This window comes from Wandonia haliotis (assembly GCF_039523435.1).
Lineage (GTDB): Bacteria > Bacteroidota > Bacteroidia > Flavobacteriales_D > Crocinitomicaceae > Wandonia > Wandonia haliotis.
Window position 1 is genome coordinate 13,662 of sequence record NZ_BAAAFH010000021.1, and the last position, 19,887, is coordinate 33,548.

General features: G+C 35.7%; 24 protein-coding genes. 19 read left to right on the plus strand and 5 right to left on the minus strand.

What is annotated here, in order from left to right; genetic code table 11:
• Positions 1–19 precede the first annotated feature (19 nt).
• The 4 genes from ABDZ97_RS12560 to ABDZ97_RS12575 are packed head-to-tail and all read right to left on the minus strand — an operon-like array spanning position 20 to position 3,037.
• Positions 20–739, minus strand: a complete 720-nt coding sequence (locus tag ABDZ97_RS12560) for a hypothetical protein (protein WP_343788181.1) — start codon at positions 737–739, stop codon at positions 20–22.
• 33 nt (positions 740–772) lie between these two features.
• The gene (locus ABDZ97_RS12565; protein ID WP_343788183.1) at positions 773–1,240 is read right to left on the minus strand and encodes a hypothetical protein; all 468 of its coding nucleotides are present in this window, start codon (positions 1,238–1,240) and stop codon (positions 773–775) included.
• Positions 1,241–1,295: 55 nt separating this feature from the next.
• Complete coding sequence (locus tag ABDZ97_RS12570) at positions 1,296–1,871, minus strand: GAD-like domain-containing protein (protein ID WP_343788185.1); 576 nt, start codon at positions 1,869–1,871, stop codon at positions 1,296–1,298.
• A 41-nt stretch (positions 1,872–1,912) separates the two neighbouring features.
• A complete protein-coding gene (locus ABDZ97_RS12575; protein WP_343788187.1) occupies positions 1,913–3,037 on the minus strand; it encodes a hypothetical protein in 1,125 nt (374 codons plus the stop codon).
• Positions 3,038–3,512: 475 nt separating this feature from the next.
• On the opposite strand from ABDZ97_RS12575, the gene ABDZ97_RS12580 reads away from it, so the two are divergent.
• The 12 genes from ABDZ97_RS12580 (at position 3,513) to ABDZ97_RS12635 (ending at position 12,660) form a co-directional block, all read left to right on the plus strand.
• Complete coding sequence (locus tag ABDZ97_RS12580) at positions 3,513–4,247, plus strand: DUF6597 domain-containing transcriptional factor (protein ID WP_343788189.1); 735 nt, start codon at positions 3,513–3,515, stop codon at positions 4,245–4,247.
• A gap of 72 nt (positions 4,248–4,319) precedes the next feature.
• Positions 4,320–4,853: a dihydrofolate reductase family protein gene (locus ABDZ97_RS12585; RefSeq protein WP_343788191.1), complete on the plus strand. Its 534-nt coding sequence runs from the start codon at positions 4,320–4,322 to the stop codon at positions 4,851–4,853.
• Between the two features lie 166 nt (positions 4,854–5,019).
• Complete coding sequence (locus ABDZ97_RS12590; protein WP_343788193.1) at positions 5,020–5,757, plus strand: DUF6597 domain-containing transcriptional factor; 738 nt, start codon at positions 5,020–5,022, stop codon at positions 5,755–5,757.
• Between the two features lie 38 nt (positions 5,758–5,795).
• On the plus strand, positions 5,796–6,218 hold the full coding sequence (locus ABDZ97_RS12595; protein WP_343788195.1) for a VOC family protein: 423 nt from the start codon (positions 5,796–5,798) through the stop codon (positions 6,216–6,218).
• A 2-nt stretch (positions 6,219–6,220) separates the two neighbouring features.
• On the plus strand, positions 6,221–6,574 hold the full coding sequence (locus ABDZ97_RS12600) for an MmcQ/YjbR family DNA-binding protein (protein WP_343788197.1): 354 nt from the start codon (positions 6,221–6,223) through the stop codon (positions 6,572–6,574).
• A 77-nt stretch (positions 6,575–6,651) separates the two neighbouring features.
• Positions 6,652–7,233 (plus strand): Crp/Fnr family transcriptional regulator, encoded by a 582-nt coding sequence (locus ABDZ97_RS12605; RefSeq protein WP_343788199.1) that lies wholly within the window; start codon positions 6,652–6,654, stop codon positions 7,231–7,233.
• Between the two features lie 56 nt (positions 7,234–7,289).
• A complete protein-coding gene (locus ABDZ97_RS12610; RefSeq protein WP_343788201.1) occupies positions 7,290–7,628 on the plus strand; it encodes a hypothetical protein in 339 nt (112 codons plus the stop codon).
• Positions 7,629–7,633: 5 nt separating this feature from the next.
• Complete coding sequence (locus ABDZ97_RS12615; RefSeq protein ID WP_343788203.1) at positions 7,634–8,212, plus strand: NAD(P)H-dependent oxidoreductase; 579 nt, start codon at positions 7,634–7,636, stop codon at positions 8,210–8,212.
• Positions 8,213–8,454: 242 nt separating this feature from the next.
• Complete coding sequence (locus tag ABDZ97_RS12620; protein WP_343788205.1) at positions 8,455–8,970, plus strand: nuclear transport factor 2 family protein; 516 nt, start codon at positions 8,455–8,457, stop codon at positions 8,968–8,970.
• A gap of 637 nt (positions 8,971–9,607) precedes the next feature.
• Entirely contained in the window at positions 9,608–11,005 is a 1,398-nt protein-coding gene (locus ABDZ97_RS12625; protein WP_343788207.1) for a hypothetical protein, read from the plus strand.
• 406 nt (positions 11,006–11,411) lie between these two features.
• Positions 11,412–11,975 (plus strand): hypothetical protein, encoded by a 564-nt coding sequence (locus ABDZ97_RS12630; RefSeq protein ID WP_343788209.1) that lies wholly within the window; start codon positions 11,412–11,414, stop codon positions 11,973–11,975.
• Positions 11,976–12,222: 247 nt separating this feature from the next.
• On the plus strand, positions 12,223–12,660 hold the full coding sequence (locus ABDZ97_RS12635; RefSeq protein ID WP_343788211.1) for a T6SS immunity protein Tdi1 domain-containing protein: 438 nt from the start codon (positions 12,223–12,225) through the stop codon (positions 12,658–12,660).
• 52 nt (positions 12,661–12,712) lie between these two features.
• On the opposite strand, the gene ABDZ97_RS12640 is transcribed toward ABDZ97_RS12635, so the two are convergent.
• Complete coding sequence (locus tag ABDZ97_RS12640; protein WP_343788213.1) at positions 12,713–13,351, minus strand: TetR/AcrR family transcriptional regulator; 639 nt, start codon at positions 13,349–13,351, stop codon at positions 12,713–12,715.
• Between the two features lie 118 nt (positions 13,352–13,469).
• On the opposite strand from ABDZ97_RS12640, the gene ABDZ97_RS12645 reads away from it, so the two are divergent.
• From ABDZ97_RS12645 to ABDZ97_RS12675, 7 genes are all read left to right on the plus strand, one after another.
• Complete coding sequence (locus tag ABDZ97_RS12645; RefSeq protein ID WP_343788215.1) at positions 13,470–14,324, plus strand: alpha/beta fold hydrolase; 855 nt, start codon at positions 13,470–13,472, stop codon at positions 14,322–14,324.
• 98 nt (positions 14,325–14,422) lie between these two features.
• Positions 14,423–14,815: a hypothetical protein gene (locus ABDZ97_RS12650; RefSeq protein WP_343788217.1), complete on the plus strand. Its 393-nt coding sequence runs from the start codon at positions 14,423–14,425 to the stop codon at positions 14,813–14,815.
• Between the two features lie 150 nt (positions 14,816–14,965).
• Entirely contained in the window at positions 14,966–15,706 is a 741-nt protein-coding gene (locus tag ABDZ97_RS12655) for a DUF4184 family protein (protein ID WP_343788219.1), read from the plus strand.
• 62 nt (positions 15,707–15,768) lie between these two features.
• A complete protein-coding gene (locus ABDZ97_RS12660; protein WP_343788221.1) occupies positions 15,769–16,359 on the plus strand; it encodes an HD domain-containing protein in 591 nt (196 codons plus the stop codon).
• A 12-nt stretch (positions 16,360–16,371) separates the two neighbouring features.
• Complete coding sequence (locus tag ABDZ97_RS12665) at positions 16,372–16,956, plus strand: hypothetical protein (RefSeq protein WP_343788223.1); 585 nt, start codon at positions 16,372–16,374, stop codon at positions 16,954–16,956.
• Between the two features lie 40 nt (positions 16,957–16,996).
• Positions 16,997–17,617, plus strand: coding sequence for a DUF6624 domain-containing protein (locus tag ABDZ97_RS12670; protein ID WP_343788225.1), 621 nt, complete (start codon positions 16,997–16,999; stop codon positions 17,615–17,617).
• A 37-nt stretch (positions 17,618–17,654) separates the two neighbouring features.
• Positions 17,655–19,820 (plus strand): T9SS type A sorting domain-containing protein, encoded by a 2,166-nt coding sequence (locus tag ABDZ97_RS12675; protein ID WP_343788227.1) that lies wholly within the window; start codon positions 17,655–17,657, stop codon positions 19,818–19,820.
• The last annotated feature ends 67 nt before the right edge of the window (positions 19,821–19,887 follow it).

The window sequence follows — 19,887 nt, forward strand, 5'->3', positions numbered from 1 at the left end:
GTTTTCGTTTTTTCATTGCTTATTTTGCTTTCTTCCATTTCAATTGAATCTCCTGATATTTATTTAGGTGGTACGTCCAATCCTGATTAGGAAATAACTTTGGAAGTAATTCACAGGCAGTTTGCATCTCATTGAGAATAATCTCAGAACGAACTACATTTTTCGGAATATCTATATAAAAATACTGCCAACCTTTTATTGCATAGGTTTCAAACATACGAAGTAAATATTCCTCAAAGGTTAATGTAAGAGGGAAGTATTGATCATATCTGAATAATACAATAGGTGGTGGCCCCCCCTCGGATTGTTTTAAAAAGCATCCGCGTACCGCATCATCCCAAATTTGTTGTTCAAACCATCCTATTTGCTCAAAGTGTTTCAATGATTCTGGCACTTCTACATCTGGAGCCAAGGAGAAAGCTCCTTTCCAAAAATCAGAATAAAACAGAAAAGCGTCCGTGAGTCCGTTTAGCCTGAACCCACCAAAAGCTCCGGTATCGATACCTTCACTATCTATACTTCTCCACGCCAAATGCACACCAACAAGACTAAAATAATCCATATGTGTATTGGAGAGTATGATTCCTGCTTCGCGTTCAAGAGATTCCTTTTTTCTGGAAATAAACCGCCCAGATGGTTCTCCCAAACTTGTTTGGCTCCAATCATCAACCAACTGAATAGCGGGATTGTTTGTAAGGTTTTCTAAAAATACGGTGTATGCTTGTTTTAATGTTTTCATGTGCGTGTTTTTAATCGCTCCATTTGTTATCTACTATTCGTCTTCCTCTTTTCCAAGATTAGATATGATTTCAAACAATTCCTTTCTTGAGATATCAGACTTTATTTCTATTTCAGGGAACATTCCTAAACTAAAAAAAGATTGACATTTTTTCACAAATGTTCTGAACCTGTCTTCTCCAAATACTTCGTAATCTTTAGGAGATTCAGGATAAACTTCATCCGTTAACTCATCAGTAATTCTTTCAGATGGATATTTAGGTTTATCCCACCAATCATCTCCCTGTACTTCCCAAATATTGATCATTCCAAGAAGCCTTAACGGATCTTCTGCATTGAAGTCCCGGTTGTCTTTTTTAGCAAAATATGTTCCTACACTCAAATCATCTATATTGTTTGGAAATAAGAATAATTCATACCCCTTCTTTCTGATAATGGTCAATGCTCTATCATATAAATTAATATGATCTGTCATTCTTGAAATAACGTTTTCGTCTTGCATTTTCTTTAATTTATCTATCAAACCATCCCATTTTTGTTTTTTTAAATAATTGGTCTTATTCGTGTTTATAGAATCCTACCTCTGCTAAGTTGGATGAAACACTTGCTAAATACGCTTTTAAATCCATTTTTGAAACATTGCTAATCGTTTCGGCACCTCCTTCTGAAAGTAGGGTTTTGAATCCGTAACATTCATTTTGATTTAAATCTTTGCTACTTAGGTTTTTATATAAAGTTAAATTAAAATATTCATCCATAAATTCATCTTCAGATAAATATCTATTAAAAAACCAATCTAAGCGAGAAGTAGTATAGTCAATTAATCCTTTACTAACAGTAAGAATCATTGGTTGTCTTTCTTTCATAAAAAAAAGATCTCCAAAGGCTGTACGCCCAAATGGGACACATCTATCTTCAAGTTGGATCCAGTTATTAAGCCATTCTACGTAATCATTTGGATTTAATGTCCATATAAATCCATCACCATAACTCGAAATACCTTCTTCTGAAAGTATCTCGACAACTTCGTTCGTCAACAAATACTGGTCGTATTCACTAATGGCAGCAATATCTACGTTTTGATGTTTAATGCCTTCTCCAAACTTTGTCGTAAAATTTATATACTGTTTCATAGTTTTTGTTATTTATCCTCTTATTTGCTTCAAGGTGTCAATCAAACGTCCATCATTCGTTTATTATACTCTAGCACTTCCAGCGCCTCATTCCAACCGTGTTTATCGCACAAATGCATAGCTGTTTCCAAAACTGTTCCCTGTGCTTCGGGCATATTTTCACCCACCCAGTAACTTGCGGCTTGTAAGTATTTCCATGCTTTTTTGGGGTCGTTTAATTGATCATCCATGAGTGCTGCAACCTCTATATGGGCAATGCCATTGTAACCTCGTTTTTGTTTGTTCATGGCTTCTGCGATATAGAATTCTGGCATGTCTTTTATTTTTTGACTAACTTCTCCAGTCATGTAAGGAGAAAAAAGTGCTTCAATTGCTTCAAAAACCTTCATGCTTGTCTCTGACATAGATACCCTCAGTCGCAAATCATCATCTTCTGTTCCAAATCCATGCGCATATTTTACGGACTGAATGAGTAATTCCTCCAGTTTTTCCATGGGTTCATCAAAAACCCGCATGCCGGCACGATAGGAGATTGCGCTTAGAATCCGTTCCTCATAAAAGCCTAAATCAAAGTTCGGCACCTCTGGAAGGTACTTGTCGTTTTGTAATTGATCCATCAAATTCAAAAACAAAGTACTTTCAAGGCTGCTGTCAAAACGAAGAAACAGTTCTCTTTCCCGTCGCTGTTTCTCTTCCTTTGATAAATCCGCATCAGGCCAGTTCTCTTCGTTGTGAATCCATTCGCTCAGGGTTTTCCACCCATCGAGACAATCAAAAAGTTCAAAAACCGGTTTTTGAGCCGCTTCAAACAACTTAAATTCATTTTTGCGTTCTAAAATGTTTTCACGATTGTTTAAGATGAACCTGAGCTCACCTTGCACCAAATAATCGTTCATTGAGCGATATTGAAAAGCACTTTCATAATAACGCATTGAGCCTCCCACTGGCCATTGGTTGCTTGGCAACCAGGGAACAACACGAATGGCCTTTGTTCCCAATCCGCCCGCTCTTCCCGCAAAATGCACTAATGACCATTTTCCGCGCCGGGCATAATCTATTACCACTTCCTGATCCAGATAAGCTTCAACAGGCAAAAACTTAATTCGGCCATCTTCAATTTTGCTTGTCATTGAAAGTAGCTCGTTCACTTTTTCGATAGTATTCATGGATCGTGTTTTTTATGATAATATGAAATTTCATACTATTATTATGTTTTTTGCATTAAATATATGTCTAACTAGATTATAATCAATGAAATAAAGGTGTGAATTCGATTTCAGAGTTGATTATCTTTTATTTAGTAGTATTCAGTACTAACTGATCAGGGGGTAAACTTCCCTGTTTTTCAAACAGTTTAAAAATATGAAATTCAATACCTAAATTTTGACAAAAAAGAGATAAAACAAAAAGGAAGTAACAACAAATATGTTAATGAATATATCTATGAACGTGAAATTATTTACTATTAAAAAGAACGAACACACAACGACGTATGTAAAAAATAGCGGAGTAAGTGCTTAAACGAAACAAAATTAATAAATTAGAGGTCAGTTATAAACCGAAAAGTTAGTGCTTAAAAATCCGCTACTTTTCATATACTAACCGTTGGCGATCATTGTAACAAACGACACTTCCGAAACAATGAAGTACAAAAAAATAAAACCTTACAAAGAATTAAAATCCTATATTCATTTCTATTGGGAACTGAAAGGAAACGAGCCAGAAAGACAGTGGGAACGGGTTTTTCCAGATGGTTGCGCTGGTATAGTAATGAATTTGGGAGATACTTGCTTGACTGACAACGGCTCGACTTTAATGGAGTTTGGGAAAACTTATGTAGTTGGTGCAATGACTTCATTTAAGGACAGCTTTATTGACACCGATACACATCTAATAGGTGTGTGCCTAAAACCTGCAACTTTTGCAAATTTCTATAAATATGCCACCCAAAATGAATTGACTAACGACACCGTTGAATTTGAAAAATCTAATTCATTTAATCTTGATAAAATAATAGAAAATCCGTTTAATTATTTTAACCATTTTTACTCCGAAAGAATAATTACCAAATCCAATCAATTACAAAAAGTTATTGATGATATTCATTTAACAAACGGACAACTGAGTATTTACGAACTTTCAAGAAGACATTTCATAACGACAAGACAATTGGAGCGAAATTTCAAAAAATTCATTGGACTGACACCAAAAGAATATTCAAACATTATTCGTTTTCAAAATGCTTTAAACATAATTAAAAATTCGAGTGAAAATCGCAGTTTATTAGATATTGCATTTGAGTGTGGCTATTATGACCATTCACATCTTAATAATGAATTCAAGCGAAATACAGGACTCTCACCATCACAGCTTTAAATGTCGCATTTATACAAAGTGTAAATGGTTGTCTAAAACTAATTTTGCCAAATCATTAAAAATTTAAAACAGATGCGAAAAATTTCAATTTTTATTGCCACAAGTTTAGACGGCTACATTTCAAAACCTAATGACGACTTAGGTTTCTTAAAGCTCGTAGAAAAAGAAGGTGAAGACTATGGTTATAAAGAATTTACGGATTCCATTGACACATTGATTATTGGTAGAAAAACCTATGATTATGTTCTTAAGGAAATTGGCTCATCATTTTACGACAATGGACAAAGGGACGTTTATGTCATAACAAGAACCCCAAAACCAAGTGTTGGTAGAACAAGCTTTTACACAGGTAAATTGACCAATTTGGTAGAGCAACTCAAATCTAAAAACGGGAAAAACATATACTGTGATGGTGGTGCAGAAGTAATTAATGAACTATTAAAAAATGACTTGATTGATGAGTTTATTATTTCAGTTGTTCCTGTATTATTAGGTAATGGAACAAGATTATTTAAAGACGGACGACCTGAACAACTACTTGAATTTGTAAAAGCAAAAACATTTGAAACAGGCTTAACGCAATTGCATTACAAACGGAAAAAATAAAAAAACGAACCGCCAACATCGGTTTTGCGTAATGGGGGCTGACGTGCTTAATTGGGCGTTAGTCTTTTTTTGTACATTTGTGGTCGGCTGAAAGTTAGTATATCTAATTCCCTCACTACGCAAAGCCGCGAACCGTTATTGAGCATTTTAGAACAACGTTACAGCAATGAAGTACAACGAAATAAAACCGAACGGATTTTTGACAAACTTTATTGATAGTTTTTGGGAATATGAAACCTATTCGATTGGTTTTGAACACACTATTATTCCGGACGGATATTTTGACCTGATTGCCCAATTTGAAAACAACACACTAAAACTTGTAAAAATCACAGGAGTTTGGACAAATCCTATTAACGTAAAAATTCCAAAATCATCAAAAATATTTGCTATCCGCTTCAAACTTTTAGCAACTGAATATTTGTTTCAGCAAGAGATAAAATCTATTCTGAACACAACCAAAAGTTTATCACAGACATTTTGGAACATCAATTCATACCAAACGAAGGATTTTGAAAAATTCGTTTCCGAAATTTCCAACCGTTTAGAAAATTCAATCAAACACTTAAAAGAAATTGATAATAGGAAGCTCAAACTTTTTGAATTGGTTTACGGCAAACAAAATTTAACTGTTGAAGAACTTTCAGAAAACGCATTTTGGAGCAGTCGTCAGATAAATCGTTATTTCAACCAACAATTTGGATTTTCATTGAAGTCGTTTTCAAACATTGTCCGTTGCAATTCTTCATACAAAGACATTTCCAAAGGCAATCTTTTTCCAAGTGAAAACTATTTTGACCAAGCACACTTCATAAAAGAAATCAAAAAACACACAGGAGCAACACCAAGCGAATTATTCAGAAACGAAAACGTCCGATTTTTACAATTAGCAACCAAAGCATAAAAGTAATTTTGCACTATAAACTAAAAAACAGATTTATAATGAAGATTACTAAACTCACCCCAAATTTTGAAGTAACAGATGTGAAAGAATCAGTTGCTTATTACCAAGAGAACTTTGGTTTCAAATTGATAATGACTGTTCCTATAACACAAAATGAGATAGAACAAGGTTTTACTGAAAACAAAGAATATGTTTATGCAATGATGCAAAAAGACGATGTTGAGATTTTCTTTCAACGGACAGACACATTTAAAGAAGATGTTATTTTTGCACAAGGTTTGCCAATCGGAGCCTCTGTTTCGTTCTATATGGACATCGAAGGAATCAGGGAATTCCATCAAGAAATGAAGTTAAAAAATCTACAAGTAACTGATTTGAAAACAACTTGGTACGGAATGCAGGAGTTTTATTTGAAAGACCTTAACGGTTATATACTTGGATTTGCCGAAAAAGCCGAATAGCAATGAACATTGTAGAATTAAGAGATTTTTGTTTGTCGTTAAAAGACGTAGAAGAATCTATGCCTTTTGACGACAAAACGCTTGTATTTTCCGTAAAGGGGAAAATGTTTTGTGCAACCGATATTTCAACTTTTGAGTTTGTAAATGTAAAATGTGAACCTGAAAAAGCTATTCAATTACGAGAGCAATATGACGATGTGAGCCCAGGTTATTATATGAACAAAAAACATTGGAATAGTATAAAAACAAAGGGAAGAATCAACAAACGACAGTTTGAAAAATGGATTAAGGAATCTTATGCATTGGTCGTAGCAGGATTACCAAAGAAAATTCAAAAAGAACTGAACGAAGAATAAAAACGCCCTATAACAAGGGCTTGGCAAACATTATAACGAAACCATACTAAACCCAAAAATTGTAGTCAAATTAAAAAATGAATACTGAAAAAATCTTAAATGAAATTGGGGGAATTTATTTACCATTAACCAATGAATGTAAGCAAGAATTCATTGCCAATTCAAAAGTTAGTACATTCAAAAGAGGAGAGGTTGTAGTTCGTGAAGGACAATTTTCTAAAAAAGCATATTTAATAGTAGAAGGTTGTTCGAGGGCATATTACTTGAAAGACGGGAAAGATATTTCAGACTGGTTCACATTCGAAAATCAGTTTATGGCTCCCATTGTTAGTTTTTTTAGTGAAAAACCAAGCCCTCATTATGTTGAATTTGTTGAAGATTCAACAGTTCTTGAGTTTTCAAAAGATACTCTGGACAAACTAACAGATAAGCACCACGATTTTGAGCGTTTTATAAGCAAAGTGGTAACCGAAACTATGTTAGGACTCTGTGAAAGACTGTACACTATTCAATTTAACAAGGCAGATGATAGATATAAACACCTATTAAGCATATATCCTAACATCACAAGCCGAATTCCCCTTACCCATATTGCTTCTTATTTAGGAATTACACTTGAAACGTTGAGTAGAATAAGAAACCCTAAAAACCGAATTTGATTTAGATCAAATGATAGCACTCCCATTTGGTAGACTTTTGCAAAAAAGATCAAAAAATGGGAGAAAAAAACAAACAACGAAAATCAATTTTTGGAAAGTGGTGGGAACCTGTTAGAAAATGGTTTTACCCAACGTGGTTACTTTACGAGCTTTCGATTCGCTTTTATGATTACGCAATAGCTGTTCATAATTATTTTATCGAACACCAAGATTATCTTGCTTCATATGTAGGGGAAATTAGCACTCAAACCTTAGCTATTTTTTGTAGTGTGGCTACTTTTATTATTTGTTCAGCCTTTTTAACGATGCCTGCTTGTTTTCTTCTGTATACGTTCTTCAAAACTGAAAATGTATCAGCCACGCCATTTGAGGATAAAATCAAAAAATATTTCTAAAGAAGATGAAGAGGATACTAATTATAAATGGACATCCGGACAAAGAAAGTTTCAATTTTGGACTTTCAGAATCGTACAAAAAAGGTGCTGAAAAATCAAATGCTGAAATTAGAGAAATTAATATCAGAGAATTGAACTTCAACCCAAACCTGCAATTTGGATATAGAAAGCGAACAGAATTAGAGCCAGACTTATTAGATGCTCAAACCAAATTAAAATGGGCAGATCATTTAGTTTGGATATATCCTGTTTGGTGGAGTTCTGTGCCAGCAATAATGAAAGGTTTTTTAGACCGAATTTTACTTCCGGGATTTGCTTTTAACAAAAGGGAAAATTCATTGTTTAGCGACAAGCATTTTACAGGAAAAACTGCAAGAATAATTTGTACATTAGATCAACCTGCTTGGTATTACAAATGGTTTTATGGAAACCCCAGTCACAATGCTATGAGAAAGGGAACGTTAAATTACATTGGAGTGAAAAAAGTGAGAATTACTACTATTGGACCCATAAGACTTTCTAAAGAAGGTTTTAGGGAAAAATGGTTGAGAAAGGTTGAAATTTTAGGTCAAATGAACAAGTAATAAAGCGACAGATAATACACTATATTGAAAAATAACGATTTGCCAACATTGTATAAGCCTGGTGCGGGCAAAAGTGCTAAATTTAAACGAATTGACCATTAACAAACATATTGGTAAGCTGACAGTGAATCGCTCCGAAATTCCGCACTACGCTTATACTTGACTGTTGATGGCAATTATAACTTAGAAGCGTAGAAATAAATTAAGCATAATTATAGATAAATAAAAAAAGTAAAAGCAAAATGAAAAGTATATTATTAACAATAAGCATATTACTTATAAGTAATAACATTGTATTCTCCCAAGACAAATCAGAACTTGAAATACATAAAATGGAACTTCGAAAAGTTTTAGATACATTTATGATAAGTTTAAAAACCAAAGACAGTACTAGCCTTTATAATTTATTTTATGATGGTAACGTAACTTGGGTCGGTGTTTATAAAGATAAAACTCAACAAAAAAGAATCGAAAAAGATACAAACGCGTTGAATTATAAAATAGCAGATTATAAGACTTGGTTTAGAAACACAACTAAAGGTCCAATTAAAGAAGAAAAATTTTATAATGTTAATATTGATACAGATGGTAACATAGCTTCAATAACATTTGATTTTAGTTTTTGGGCAGGAGGTAGAAAAGGTTTATGGGGAAAAGAATCTTGGGGACTTGTTAAAATTAAAAATGAATGGAAAATAACTAGCGTCATATTTTCTATGGAGCAAGAAAATATTTTTCCCGAACCTAATAGAGAATAATAATTGCCACCAATACGAGTTTTGCGTCACGCGGGCTGAAATGTAAAATTCAAGTTTTGTACTTCTAGTGAAATTTGTAGATTAGTTGAACGTTTCGGCTTCAAAATCCCACCCGAACGCAAAGCACCGGAACGTTATACTTCTAGTTTTATTGAAATTTCATGTTTTTCAATCATTTTTAATTGTGCTACTTGCTCCAAATCTTCTAGTAAAAAGTTAGAAGTTTCCCCGCTTGAGGTCACCAGATGGGACAAATGAGTAAAATAGCTTGTTTGTCCCTTTTTTATTTCCTTGAAACTTCCACTATACCTGAAAATCATTGCTACAACCTCGTTAATTTTTGTGGTTCAAACTTAGTTTTTTAACTATCCAGTAGGATCGTTAAAAATAATGTTTTTGATATATTTGGTTTAATAACAAGTTATAGGTAAGCAAAACCGAATAATATGAATTGATTAAAACCGCATTAATAATTGGTGGAATTGTATACTTGGCTATTTATTAGGTAAAGCAACTGAATAAAAAAGCTATGCACAATAATGGTAATAAACAATTAGGGCTTAAAATCCCCAATTGTTCATAGCCGAGACCATTAACTGTCATATTATTGAAACGTCCATAAAATAGTAGAAATCTAATGAAAGTAAAAATTATCCAGATAATACTCGCCTTGTTTTTGACAAATTTTGTTTTTTCACAAAATACACCCGAGATTAAAATTACGTACTCAAAATTATTAGCAACATACGACTTTGTTAAACAACTTTCCAATAATTATCCTGACAATCAATACAAACAGGTTTTTAAAGAATCGGAGTTTAATAAAAAGCACTATAACGATTTAATCAATCAATTAGATACACTAAACATTTACGAATCTTACAATTTTCAAGGTTATCCGATTGGTCAAAAAAGACCAGTTATGACGAAATCGCTCATTGAAAGAAATTTAATCCATTCTAAAACTATAACTGAATTCAAAAAAAAGACTTTCGGAATTATTCCAAATTCAGAATTGTTACCACTAAGCAACATAATTTCTGAATTTGAGATTGTGTATAATCAACTTGTTTTCATACCCAATGAAAACGAGTTTGAAACTAAGCTTGATGAGTTAAAAAACTATGTCGCAAAAGCTAATCTTTCTTTTTTCTTTGAAAAAGGACTAACCTTTTATAATGCCGATTGGGATATTTCTATTCCGATTGATATTGCCATAATTCCATCCATAAAAGAAAACGGATTTACGGCAACAGCATTTTTGAATAATGCTATTAGTGAAGTTCCGCTAAAATTCAAACAAAATGACGTTTTGTTTAGTGTGTTGATGCACGAAATTTATCATTCCGTTTACAATGAACAATCGCTGGAGCTTAAACAAAAAATAAAAACCTGGTTTGATGACAATCCATCAAAAAATAGTCAATATGCCTACTTACTTTTGAATGAAGCACTGGCAACCGCTTTGGGAAATGGTTTTGTTTTTGAGCAATTAAACGGAACCACAGATAAAGAAGATTGGTATTTCAATAAATATATCAACTTAATGGCAAAGGAAATTTATCCGCTCGTTAAGGAATATTTAGATGAAAACAAACCAATAGACAAAAGGTTTATAGATGAATATATTGCCATTTATGATAGGAAATTTTCAGTTTGGCTGAATGAATTAGATAATTTATTAACCAACCGTTATGTAATCACGGATAATCCAAACGATTTCAGTTTTTTTAGAAAAAACTACCGTTATTCCAGTATTTCCCAATCGGAAGTTCCATTAACACAAATTGCCTTGGAACGAATGAAAACCACTCCAATAACAAAAATCATCATCGTTTCTTCTGACCATCAGAATAAATTGGAACTTATAAAAAACACGTTTGAAGAACTGAAAAACTGGAAATTCAATTCAAAACAAGAATTTGCTTATCCAATAGATTTAAAAGACAAAACAAAACTGATTATCATTAACCAACAGAAATCGACTATTGATAAGCTATTTAGCGAGAACTTTAAGGACAAAAAACTTGAATAAAAATACGGTAGCTAACATCGGCTATAGCAGATACGGGCTGAAGTGTTAAAGTGAAACGTCAGTAGATCTATTCCGCTCGCAGTTAGTATATTTATGAACAGAAAATAACAAATATAATAACGGCTCGCTATTGTTTGTACCGATTTGAGACTATACACATACGCGGGACCGTCGTAAAACATTAAAATGACCCTTATTTCACAGATTTCAATACTAATTTTTGTTTTGGAGATATGGAGACTATTTATTTGGTAAAAAACATTTTATAGCAATGGCCATAAGTAATTGCTTGTGTTGGTTAACAAGAAGAATTATTCTTACTTTTAATCTTTATCACAAGTAGATAAATCACGAATCTAAAACGCAACTACTCATAGCCAAATACATTGGCAATAATTAAAAAACTATGGGACTAAACATTTCAGGACTTGTAATTGACAAGAATTACGAAAATAATATTGCAGAACTTGAGTCTGTTATCGGAGAAAAATTACTTTTTGAAAAAGAAGTAACCTTTGAAGAAGCTCTTGAGAGTTGGAAAGAAGACACATATTGTGATGTATATTTTTCAAAGAACGGAACACTGGTATTATTATCTATGGAAATTGGTGGATTTGAATTTTATGCAAATAATCAAACCGCTTTTTCATTCGTTCTGTCGGAAATGACAATGATGTTCACTATTAACTATACAAAAAATGATGAACTCATTCGTTCCATAATGGAATCAGAAGAAATGAGTGAGGATGAGGGTGAACCATTTGAATTTGAAAAAAATGAAGGTGACAAATCGGAATTAATTTACCATTTGATTGAAAAAACATTGGGAGAATCTTTTGATGATATCGACTTGGGTGCAAAATGCTTTAGATATTCGTTTAAACAGGAAGAAGAAATCAATACTCAATCGGAAGAGATTAGAACTGAAGAAACTTATCTAGACAAAAAGCCCTGGTGGAAATTTTGGTAAAGAATAACTATTGCCAACAATGACCACAAGTAATTGCCTGTTCCCGCCAACTCTGAGAATCCGTAAGGATTTTCAGTTGGTTGTGTATCTGCAAAGTTAAATGATGAACTATGTAACTACTAGTAAAACAGGGTGTTATGCATAAGTTTGAATAAGTGAAAATTTAGAACCCTTATTTAGCAGAAAAGTTAGTGGGTAAAATCCGCTACTTTTTATATTCAGAATCGTTGTACCTAAATTTGAGAGAATGATCAAAAAAATAAACAAATATTGGAATTGGAAAGGGTTTAATGCAATTGAAATTGTTCAGACGAATGACTTTGGTAACGTGATTTTTACAACGGATACAGGTGAGTATTGGAGAATTTGCCCCGAAGAGGTAAGTTGTGAAAAGGTTGCAGAATCGAAATCGGAATTTGATAAACTTTTGATTAATCCTGAATTTGTAGAAGATTGGGAAATGACCAATCTTGTAGAAATAGCAAAATCGGGACTCGGAGAATTAATGGAAAACCAGAAATACTGTTTGAAAATTCCAGCGGTTATCGGTGGGGAATATGAAAAGTCTAATATTGGAAAAATAAGCTTTACGGAATTGATTTCTTTTACAGGAGATTTAGGATTTCAAATAAGCGAATTGAAGGACGGACAGAAAATTGAACTCAATATAACAAACCTGGAATGAGGCAGTATTGTTAATCACCATGCCATACTACTTTGTGCTTATCACGTCTCACTTACATCAAATCCCCCAACTTCAACTCCCCATATTGTTTTTTCCCAAAATCGGTGAAATACGGATACAGCATCATCAATAAATTAGTGGTTTGATGACGGATATAGTTGTCATCAACCTTTATATCATAAATGAAAGAATTATAAAGCCATGTGTTGCTGAACCCGATCATGTGTTCAATCAAAAACTGTCTTTCGGAGGTGAATTCAAAATCTCTTATAATGCCTTTCTGGTGTAAATATTCAAACAGAAATTCATACCCTTTGTACCGGCTGGAATAGACACCTTCAAAGTGTGCCTTTATCTTTTCATTGCTGCGAAGGAGATTGTATAAATCGGTCCAGAAAAAACGATATGCAATCATCCGGTCCAGACTTTTGTACATATCCTGTGCTATGGTTTCAAGTGTTATTTCATGCTCTCCTAACTGTTCGATTCTTGCATCAAATGTTTCCACCATCTCAAAATACAAAGCCTCCAGAATATCTTCCCTGGTTTTGAAATGATAGTTCAAATTTCCGGAACTCATCTTAAGTTGCAGCGCAATCATCCTGATGGTCACATTGCTGTATCCCATCTCGTTGAATAAGTTCCTTGCTTCGGTTAGTATTTTTGATTTGGTATTTTTTTTAGTAAACATGTCCTAATTACTTATTTTTAGTAAATTTGTCCTAAAAATAGAAATAACTTCGAAAACCGGTGATGATAGAAGTACTTCTTGGTTGTAAAAAGTAGGTGTAATCTCAAAACAATACGGAATGAAATCATTATTTAAATCCGAACAGGGGAAGGCGGAAATAGTTCAACTCTATGATGAAAAACTCAACAGCCTTAATATGGATGTTGAATCCATACAGGTAAATACAAGTTTCGGGACTACGAATATACTGGTTACCGGAAATGCCGAAAATCCACCCATCATTCTGGTTCATGGTTCGAACGGTTGTGCGCCGATTGCACTTGAAACCTATCGCAATCTTACTAAATCATACAGAGTTTATGCGGTGGACGTATTGGCGCAACCCAATAAGAGCGCTGAGACGCGATTAAGCATGAAAGGGGATGCTTATGGTAAATGGATGAATGAAATCATCGACAAATTGAATCTGGATATTGTTACAATGGCGGGATTTTCATTTGGTGGTTTAGTAATACTGAAAACGCTTGAATATGACGAGCGCAAAATTAAAGCAGTCTACCTGAGTGCTCCCGCTTATATTGTTAACGGAAATCCATTAAAAGCTCTGTTCAGGGTTTTTATTCCCATGAAGCGATACATGAGAACAAAAAAGCCAAAGTACGTTGAGAAGTTCCTGGCCGCAGTATTTACAGAACGAGACCCGTTTGCGATTGATTTTCTCTCCAGGGTTTTTCTGGCGTTTGAAATGGACTTTACTCCCGTTCCGGTTATTGCTGCTACTAAAGCAAAGACCATCAAAACACCCATTACAATTTTCGCAGCGAAACACGACATCCTGTTTCCCGGAGAGAAGATGATCAGACGGGCGACAAAAATATTTCCATCGCTCAAAGAGACCAGATTGTTTGAAGATTCTAAACATGTCCAGAACAAAGCGCAAAATGAACGTATTGAAGAAATAATAATGCAATGAAGGTATTCTAGTACCAGGTGAAAGTTGTACTTTCCAATTGCAGAACAAACCTGCAATATTGCTACTGTATTATCGTTTGTTTAAAAAAGGGGGGTACTATGAGATTAGCACTCGTCATACCGTTGTTTTCTTTTCTACTATCGTGTGTGTCAACAAAAGATAGTGTTAACAAAGGGATGGATACTCTTGAGCCGAATAACTCAAGTCATTACTTTTTTTATTCTCTTTCAGGATTTGTTCAAACCTTAGAAACAGGAAAATTGTGCAGTCCTGTACGACTGTTTATTATATTCTCAGTTGATTCAACTGGAAAAGTGTATGATTCGGACTTTAAGCCTTCTGTGCTTTCCGATGCAGATTGTGAACCTGATTCTGCATATCTTGAAAAGATCAAACTAAAATTTGAAAGTCAAATGCCAAATTGGAAACCTGATGCGTTCAACGATAGTATCAGGATGATACGGTATTCCATACCGGTAACGTTTAATTAAATGTGGTAAATGTCGCATACGAATTGGTAGAAGACAGGGGAGTGGTGATGTATTATCCGTTTCTTTTCGATCAGGTTGATACGCTCTTTTTTCAATGTGAAACCAATCATTTATCTTTATCACCAAACGGATAAAATGAACGTAGAATAAATGCCATTTACATTTTCACATCCGGCAATCATATTGCCGCTGACTTATTTTCCGGGAAAATGGTTTTCATTGACAGGGTTAGTAATCGGAAGTCTGGTGCCGGACTTTGAGTATTTTTTACGGATGAACTTAGAAAGTAACTATAGTCATACAATCGGTGGGCTTTTTTGGTTTGATTTGCCGCTAGGTTTATTACTTGCATTTCTTTTTCATAAGGTCGTTAAGCAAAGTTTATTTGATAATCTTCCGGTTTTTTTTCGGTCACGATTTTCTCGATTCAGACAATTTCGTTGGAACGAATACTTTAGAAAAAACACGTATGTTGTTATCATATCTCTTTTTATAGGTTCGGTATCCCATCTTTTTTGGGATAGTTTTACACATGATCAGGGTTATTTCGCAGCTACTATTCCTGTACTTACAAATACAGTAGACTTCTTTGGGGTACAGGTTCCTGTTCTAAAGATATTGCAACATACATCTACTTTAATTGGTGGGATTGTAATTGCTTTTGCGATTTATAAGCTTCCTGAAGATAAACAAAGTACAAAAAACGTTGATTGGCAATACTGGATAACTATTTGTGCATTATTAGTGGGGGTTGTTACACTACGACTTATTACCGGACTTGATTGGAGGCAGTATGGAAACCTGATTGTGACAGTAATTTCTGCCACAATCCTGAGTTTAGTTTTAACTCCGGTTATCCTGGGGTATATTAGAAAAACAAGTTTTTCGTAAGAATATAAAATTTAGAGAGGGTAAAATAAACTGCTCAGGATACGCAAAACAAGATAGAAAATATGACAAGTGAAAATCTGGCAAAGCAAATCGCATTTATAAAAGAGATAGATAAAATTAAATACATCAGGAGGCGTACCAGGCTGTTTAACAGTGACAGAAATGAAAATGACGCTGAACATAGCTGGCATTTAGCTATGATGGCACTGGTGTTAAGTGACTATTCAGACGCGGAAGTTGATTTGTTGAAGGTCATAAAAATGGTTCTGATTCACGATATTGTCGAAATTGATGCAGGAGATACGTTTATTTATGATCCGAATAAAAATCATGAAAATACGGAGGAAGAACTGAAGTCGGCACAACGGATTTTTGGTCTTTTGCCCGAAAAGCAAGCGGCAGAGTTTATTGAAATCTGGACAGAGTTTGAAGAAGGTGTTTCTGAAGAAGCAAAATTTGCCAGAGCCATGGACAGATTGGAACCGTTGTTGCAGAATACTTCAAACGATGGGGGGACATGGAAAGAATTTGGTGTGCGTTACCAACAAGTATATGACAAAAAGAAAATAATTCAGGAGGGTTCAAAAGAACTTTGGAGCTATGCGGAGCAGTTGCTCGAAGACAGCGTGAAAAAGGGAATTTTGGAAAAGTAAAACGACAGCACAATGACGGAGAATTTTATCCTTTTAAAAGATGTTCAGCAACAAAGCTTACACGATGTGGTGGTTGAGCTGGTTCATGCTATGCAAATAAGTAGCGCCGATGTATACACGAATGATACAGAGTCAGAATTCATAATTGCGTTTCCGGAGGGAATAACCAATGAGCTTTTTGTATTTTTCTATAGTGCACTTATGGCTCCTGATTTGACAAACTCAAAGGATCTGGTGGGATGGTTTTATGCGAATGATGAATTGACGCTCGACAAGGAAACGGGAGATTTCAGCCAATTTAGTTCAGAAAGTTATACAAAACTAGTCCAGTTACTTCCTGATGGAGACGATCGGGGGAGTTCACATCAATACGCTATATCTGAAAATGGAAAAGAGATCCATTTTGGAATGGATGGAACGTACAAAGTGATGCATGAAACGGGGTATCAATTTCAACCGCCCGTTTGGGATGCATCCCGATTTGTAAAAATTGCCTCGATCCGTTCGGACCGACAGGAGGAAAAGAAAACGTCAGGTAAAGGATGTTTGCTGGTACTGTCCGCAGTAATCGTTATTTCGTTATGGTGCATGAGATAGTATCATAAGAATTTAAAAGTTCAACAACTAAAAAGAGAATATGCGCAGTATTAGTATTGTTTTTATGGTGATACCCTTTTTTGCTTTTAACCAAAATACGATTAATCAGGAATTACAGGGACGTATTTACAAAATGTATCAGATGGATCAGGAGTGTAGAGGACAGTTAAGAAGTTACCTGAATCATGAGCTGGATACAAATGAATACAAACGGACAACCATAGAACGCAGAATTCTTGAAGTGGACAGTATCAATTCAGCTGAAATCCGGAAAATAACAGAAACGATAGGCTTTCCGGGGTATGACAGGGTCGATACCAACTATTCAGATGCGTTCTGGAATCTGGTACAACATCAGGATAAACAAGTAGAGTTGCAACGGGAAGTTCTGAAAAAAATGAAAATTGAGGTAGACAGGAAAAATGCGAGCTTTTTGTACTATGCCTACTTAGTTGACCGGGTCAACATAAATACAGGAGAAAAGCAAGTCTACGGAACTCAAATGCAGCTAAACAGTGATTCCACCTCTTATGAACCTAAACCTGTGATTGAACCGGAGCAATTAAATCGTCGCAGGCAAGAAGCAGGATTGGTTCCTATAGAAGCTTACATCAAGATGATGAATGACCGGTATCGGGGAACCCTGAAAGAGGAAGAATAATTTTACGTATCTTGCATTTCATCTAGCATACTTGTACATGAAAAAGCTACTCTTCTTACCTTTTCTGGTTCTGACCGGAATTTTGTTTGGACAATACCAACAAGGTCATAAGATGACTGTCAGGGAACAATCCGGTTTTATAAAACGCCCGGCAGGTAAACTGAAACCCGGTTCTCCGGTTGCTTCTCACATGGAAAAGGCGGGAGGAGATGTTATCTGGTCCAACGAATTTGAAGATGCCGGCGAATGGACGGCAGCAGGTCCCGGATCGGATTATGAGCATAACGGTTGGTCTTTGGGGACAACGGTTTCAAACAGTTGGGCGTTTGACACGGGAGACATGGGGACTTCCGGGAACTTCGCTCGTTTTGTGAATAATGATGGAAGTGAGGGGACTCAGATCAATGATGGACCCTTTACACTTACCTGTACCGAAACCATTAACCTTACCGGAGTGGAGGCACCTTATCTGGAGTTTGATCAATACGGCGCCTGGTTTGCAGATAGTCAGGCAGTACAGATCAGCTTAAACGGAATAGACTGGATAACAGTCGCGTTAAATAATGACCAGTTTTCCGTGACCGAGTTTGGTGGTCTTCCGTATGAACGTCCCATGACCCGAAGATTTATACTGTCACCCTACCTGTCAGGAGATCTTTCGGCTGTTCGAATTCGTTTGTACTGGAATGGAGGTGTGAATGGGGAGGAAACGTCCTATTTTTCGTACGGTTGGTTTGTAGATAATTTGCGTATTCTTGAAGGCTATCAGAAAGACATGTCCATCAAAAGGGTATACACCTCAATTGGGGAGACCGGAACACAGTATACGATTCTGGGATCTGAGCTGATTGATGCGGCAGTCCAAATGAGTTTTGGTGCGGAAATTGAAAATTTTGGAAGAGAACAGGTGGAGGTAGAATTAGAGGTGTCTAATTCGTCAGGTTTTCAGCAGTTAAGCCCTGTGACGGTTATTTCTCCTTTTGCTGCTGATTCCCTGTATATCGCAACGAATGAGGGGTATTCTGTTCCAGCTGTTCCCGGGGAGTATGACTTTACCTTCAGAGTACAGGATGCAAACCGCATAAGGGGGATGGTCGTTTCGTTAGATGACGAAACATTGACCGGAGGCACAGCGTATACGGATGCAGTCAATATTCCTGTGGTGGGAGGAACAGGAAGCGGACTCACGGTTGATATTACAACCGATGGAAACGGTGTAATCACACAACTACTGGTTAATCAATCGGGAGTAGGGTATAGTGTAGGGGATGAGGTAACGATTACAACCGGAGATGAAAACGCAAGCATTCTTGTGGTCCAAACGGAAGACGAAACCATGGAGTATCTTTTAGACGATACAATGCGTCTCCCTTTTAAAGTAGTAAATAATTATGGTTATCCAAGATATTATAGCATGGCTGTTGATCAGTACGACGGAACCCCCGAATCCATATCAGGTGCTTTTACAGGATGGTCTTCGTCCCTGTTTGATCCGGGGATCGGAGTAAAATATGAAATTTTAAAGAGCGCAGCCATTTGCGGTATACAAGTAGGGATTGCCCCGACGGAGCAAGAAGAAAACTATATTGGAAACACTGTCTTCGCAATGCTCTTTAAATATGATCCTCTCAATGAGGAATATCATTACATAGATGTTTCATATGAATACGCATTGAAATCTTCTGATTTTGGCGGTCTTGTAGATTTATATTTAGAGACTGAGTTGTATGTGGAGCCCGGAGAGATTATTCTGGCTGTGGCTTGTTTTTTTACAGGGGATGAAGTTCCCATCGCTTTTTCCGGTTATACTTTATCCCATAGCGTAGTTGGTGCAACTTACGGAGAAATGGTTACACCTGTACCGACGAATAATTTTGTGGAAGCCCCTGTCGTACGTCTGAATACCGGGAATTGCATAGCCGGTATAGAGGAGTATGATCCGCTTGTTTCAGAAGTGACACTTTATCCCAATCCATCCGTTGAAAAAGCAACCCTGAGTTATACAACGGAGAGGGAAACACTGGCTTATGTGGAGGTATCGGATCTTTCGGGAAAAGTGGTGTACCGTTCAGGTCAGGAAAGAGTGCTTTCCGGAACACATACAACAGAAATTCCTGTTACTCATTTGTCTGTAGGGATGTACACCTGTAAGCTTATTACCGGAGAAACCCGGGTTCATCAAAAATTAGTCGTTCAGAAATGAGTATCGATGGTATACGAGAAGAGGAAACAATTTTTAAATCTGTCCGCCTTCGGCATCAACACACAAA

Excerpts from the sequence above, each read along its gene's own strand:
- ABDZ97_RS12560 (WP_343788181.1), bottom strand. The coding sequence starts at position 739 with ATGAAAACATTAAAACAAGCATACACCGTATTTTTAGAAAACCTTACA.
- ABDZ97_RS12565 (WP_343788183.1), bottom strand. The coding sequence starts at position 1,240 with ATGCAAGACGAAAACGTTATTTCAAGAATGACAGATCATATTAATTTA.
- ABDZ97_RS12570 (WP_343788185.1), bottom strand. The coding sequence starts at position 1,871 with ATGAAACAGTATATAAATTTTACGACAAAGTTTGGAGAAGGCATTAAA.
- ABDZ97_RS12575 (WP_343788187.1), bottom strand. The coding sequence starts at position 3,037 with ATGAATACTATCGAAAAAGTGAACGAGCTACTTTCAATGACAAGCAAA.
- ABDZ97_RS12580 (WP_343788189.1), top strand. The coding sequence starts at position 3,513 with ATGAAGTACAAAAAAATAAAACCTTACAAAGAATTAAAATCCTATATT.
- ABDZ97_RS12585 (WP_343788191.1), top strand. The coding sequence starts at position 4,320 with ATGCGAAAAATTTCAATTTTTATTGCCACAAGTTTAGACGGCTACATT.
- ABDZ97_RS12590 (WP_343788193.1), top strand. The coding sequence starts at position 5,020 with ATGAAGTACAACGAAATAAAACCGAACGGATTTTTGACAAACTTTATT.
- ABDZ97_RS12595 (WP_343788195.1), top strand. The coding sequence starts at position 5,796 with ATGAAGATTACTAAACTCACCCCAAATTTTGAAGTAACAGATGTGAAA.
- ABDZ97_RS12600 (WP_343788197.1), top strand. The coding sequence starts at position 6,221 with ATGAACATTGTAGAATTAAGAGATTTTTGTTTGTCGTTAAAAGACGTA.
- ABDZ97_RS12605 (WP_343788199.1), top strand. The coding sequence starts at position 6,652 with ATGAATACTGAAAAAATCTTAAATGAAATTGGGGGAATTTATTTACCA.
- ABDZ97_RS12610 (WP_343788201.1), top strand. The coding sequence starts at position 7,290 with ATGGGAGAAAAAAACAAACAACGAAAATCAATTTTTGGAAAGTGGTGG.
- ABDZ97_RS12615 (WP_343788203.1), top strand. The coding sequence starts at position 7,634 with ATGAAGAGGATACTAATTATAAATGGACATCCGGACAAAGAAAGTTTC.
- ABDZ97_RS12620 (WP_343788205.1), top strand. The coding sequence starts at position 8,455 with ATGAAAAGTATATTATTAACAATAAGCATATTACTTATAAGTAATAAC.
- ABDZ97_RS12625 (WP_343788207.1), top strand. The coding sequence starts at position 9,608 with ATGAAAGTAAAAATTATCCAGATAATACTCGCCTTGTTTTTGACAAAT.
- ABDZ97_RS12630 (WP_343788209.1), top strand. The coding sequence starts at position 11,412 with ATGGGACTAAACATTTCAGGACTTGTAATTGACAAGAATTACGAAAAT.
- ABDZ97_RS12635 (WP_343788211.1), top strand. The coding sequence starts at position 12,223 with ATGATCAAAAAAATAAACAAATATTGGAATTGGAAAGGGTTTAATGCA.
- ABDZ97_RS12640 (WP_343788213.1), bottom strand. The coding sequence starts at position 13,351 with ATGTTTACTAAAAAAAATACCAAATCAAAAATACTAACCGAAGCAAGG.
- ABDZ97_RS12645 (WP_343788215.1), top strand. The coding sequence starts at position 13,470 with ATGAAATCATTATTTAAATCCGAACAGGGGAAGGCGGAAATAGTTCAA.
- ABDZ97_RS12650 (WP_343788217.1), top strand. The coding sequence starts at position 14,423 with ATGAGATTAGCACTCGTCATACCGTTGTTTTCTTTTCTACTATCGTGT.
- ABDZ97_RS12655 (WP_343788219.1), top strand. The coding sequence starts at position 14,966 with ATGCCATTTACATTTTCACATCCGGCAATCATATTGCCGCTGACTTAT.
- ABDZ97_RS12660 (WP_343788221.1), top strand. The coding sequence starts at position 15,769 with ATGACAAGTGAAAATCTGGCAAAGCAAATCGCATTTATAAAAGAGATA.
- ABDZ97_RS12665 (WP_343788223.1), top strand. The coding sequence starts at position 16,372 with ATGACGGAGAATTTTATCCTTTTAAAAGATGTTCAGCAACAAAGCTTA.
- ABDZ97_RS12670 (WP_343788225.1), top strand. The coding sequence starts at position 16,997 with ATGCGCAGTATTAGTATTGTTTTTATGGTGATACCCTTTTTTGCTTTT.
- ABDZ97_RS12675 (WP_343788227.1), top strand. The coding sequence starts at position 17,655 with ATGAAAAAGCTACTCTTCTTACCTTTTCTGGTTCTGACCGGAATTTTG.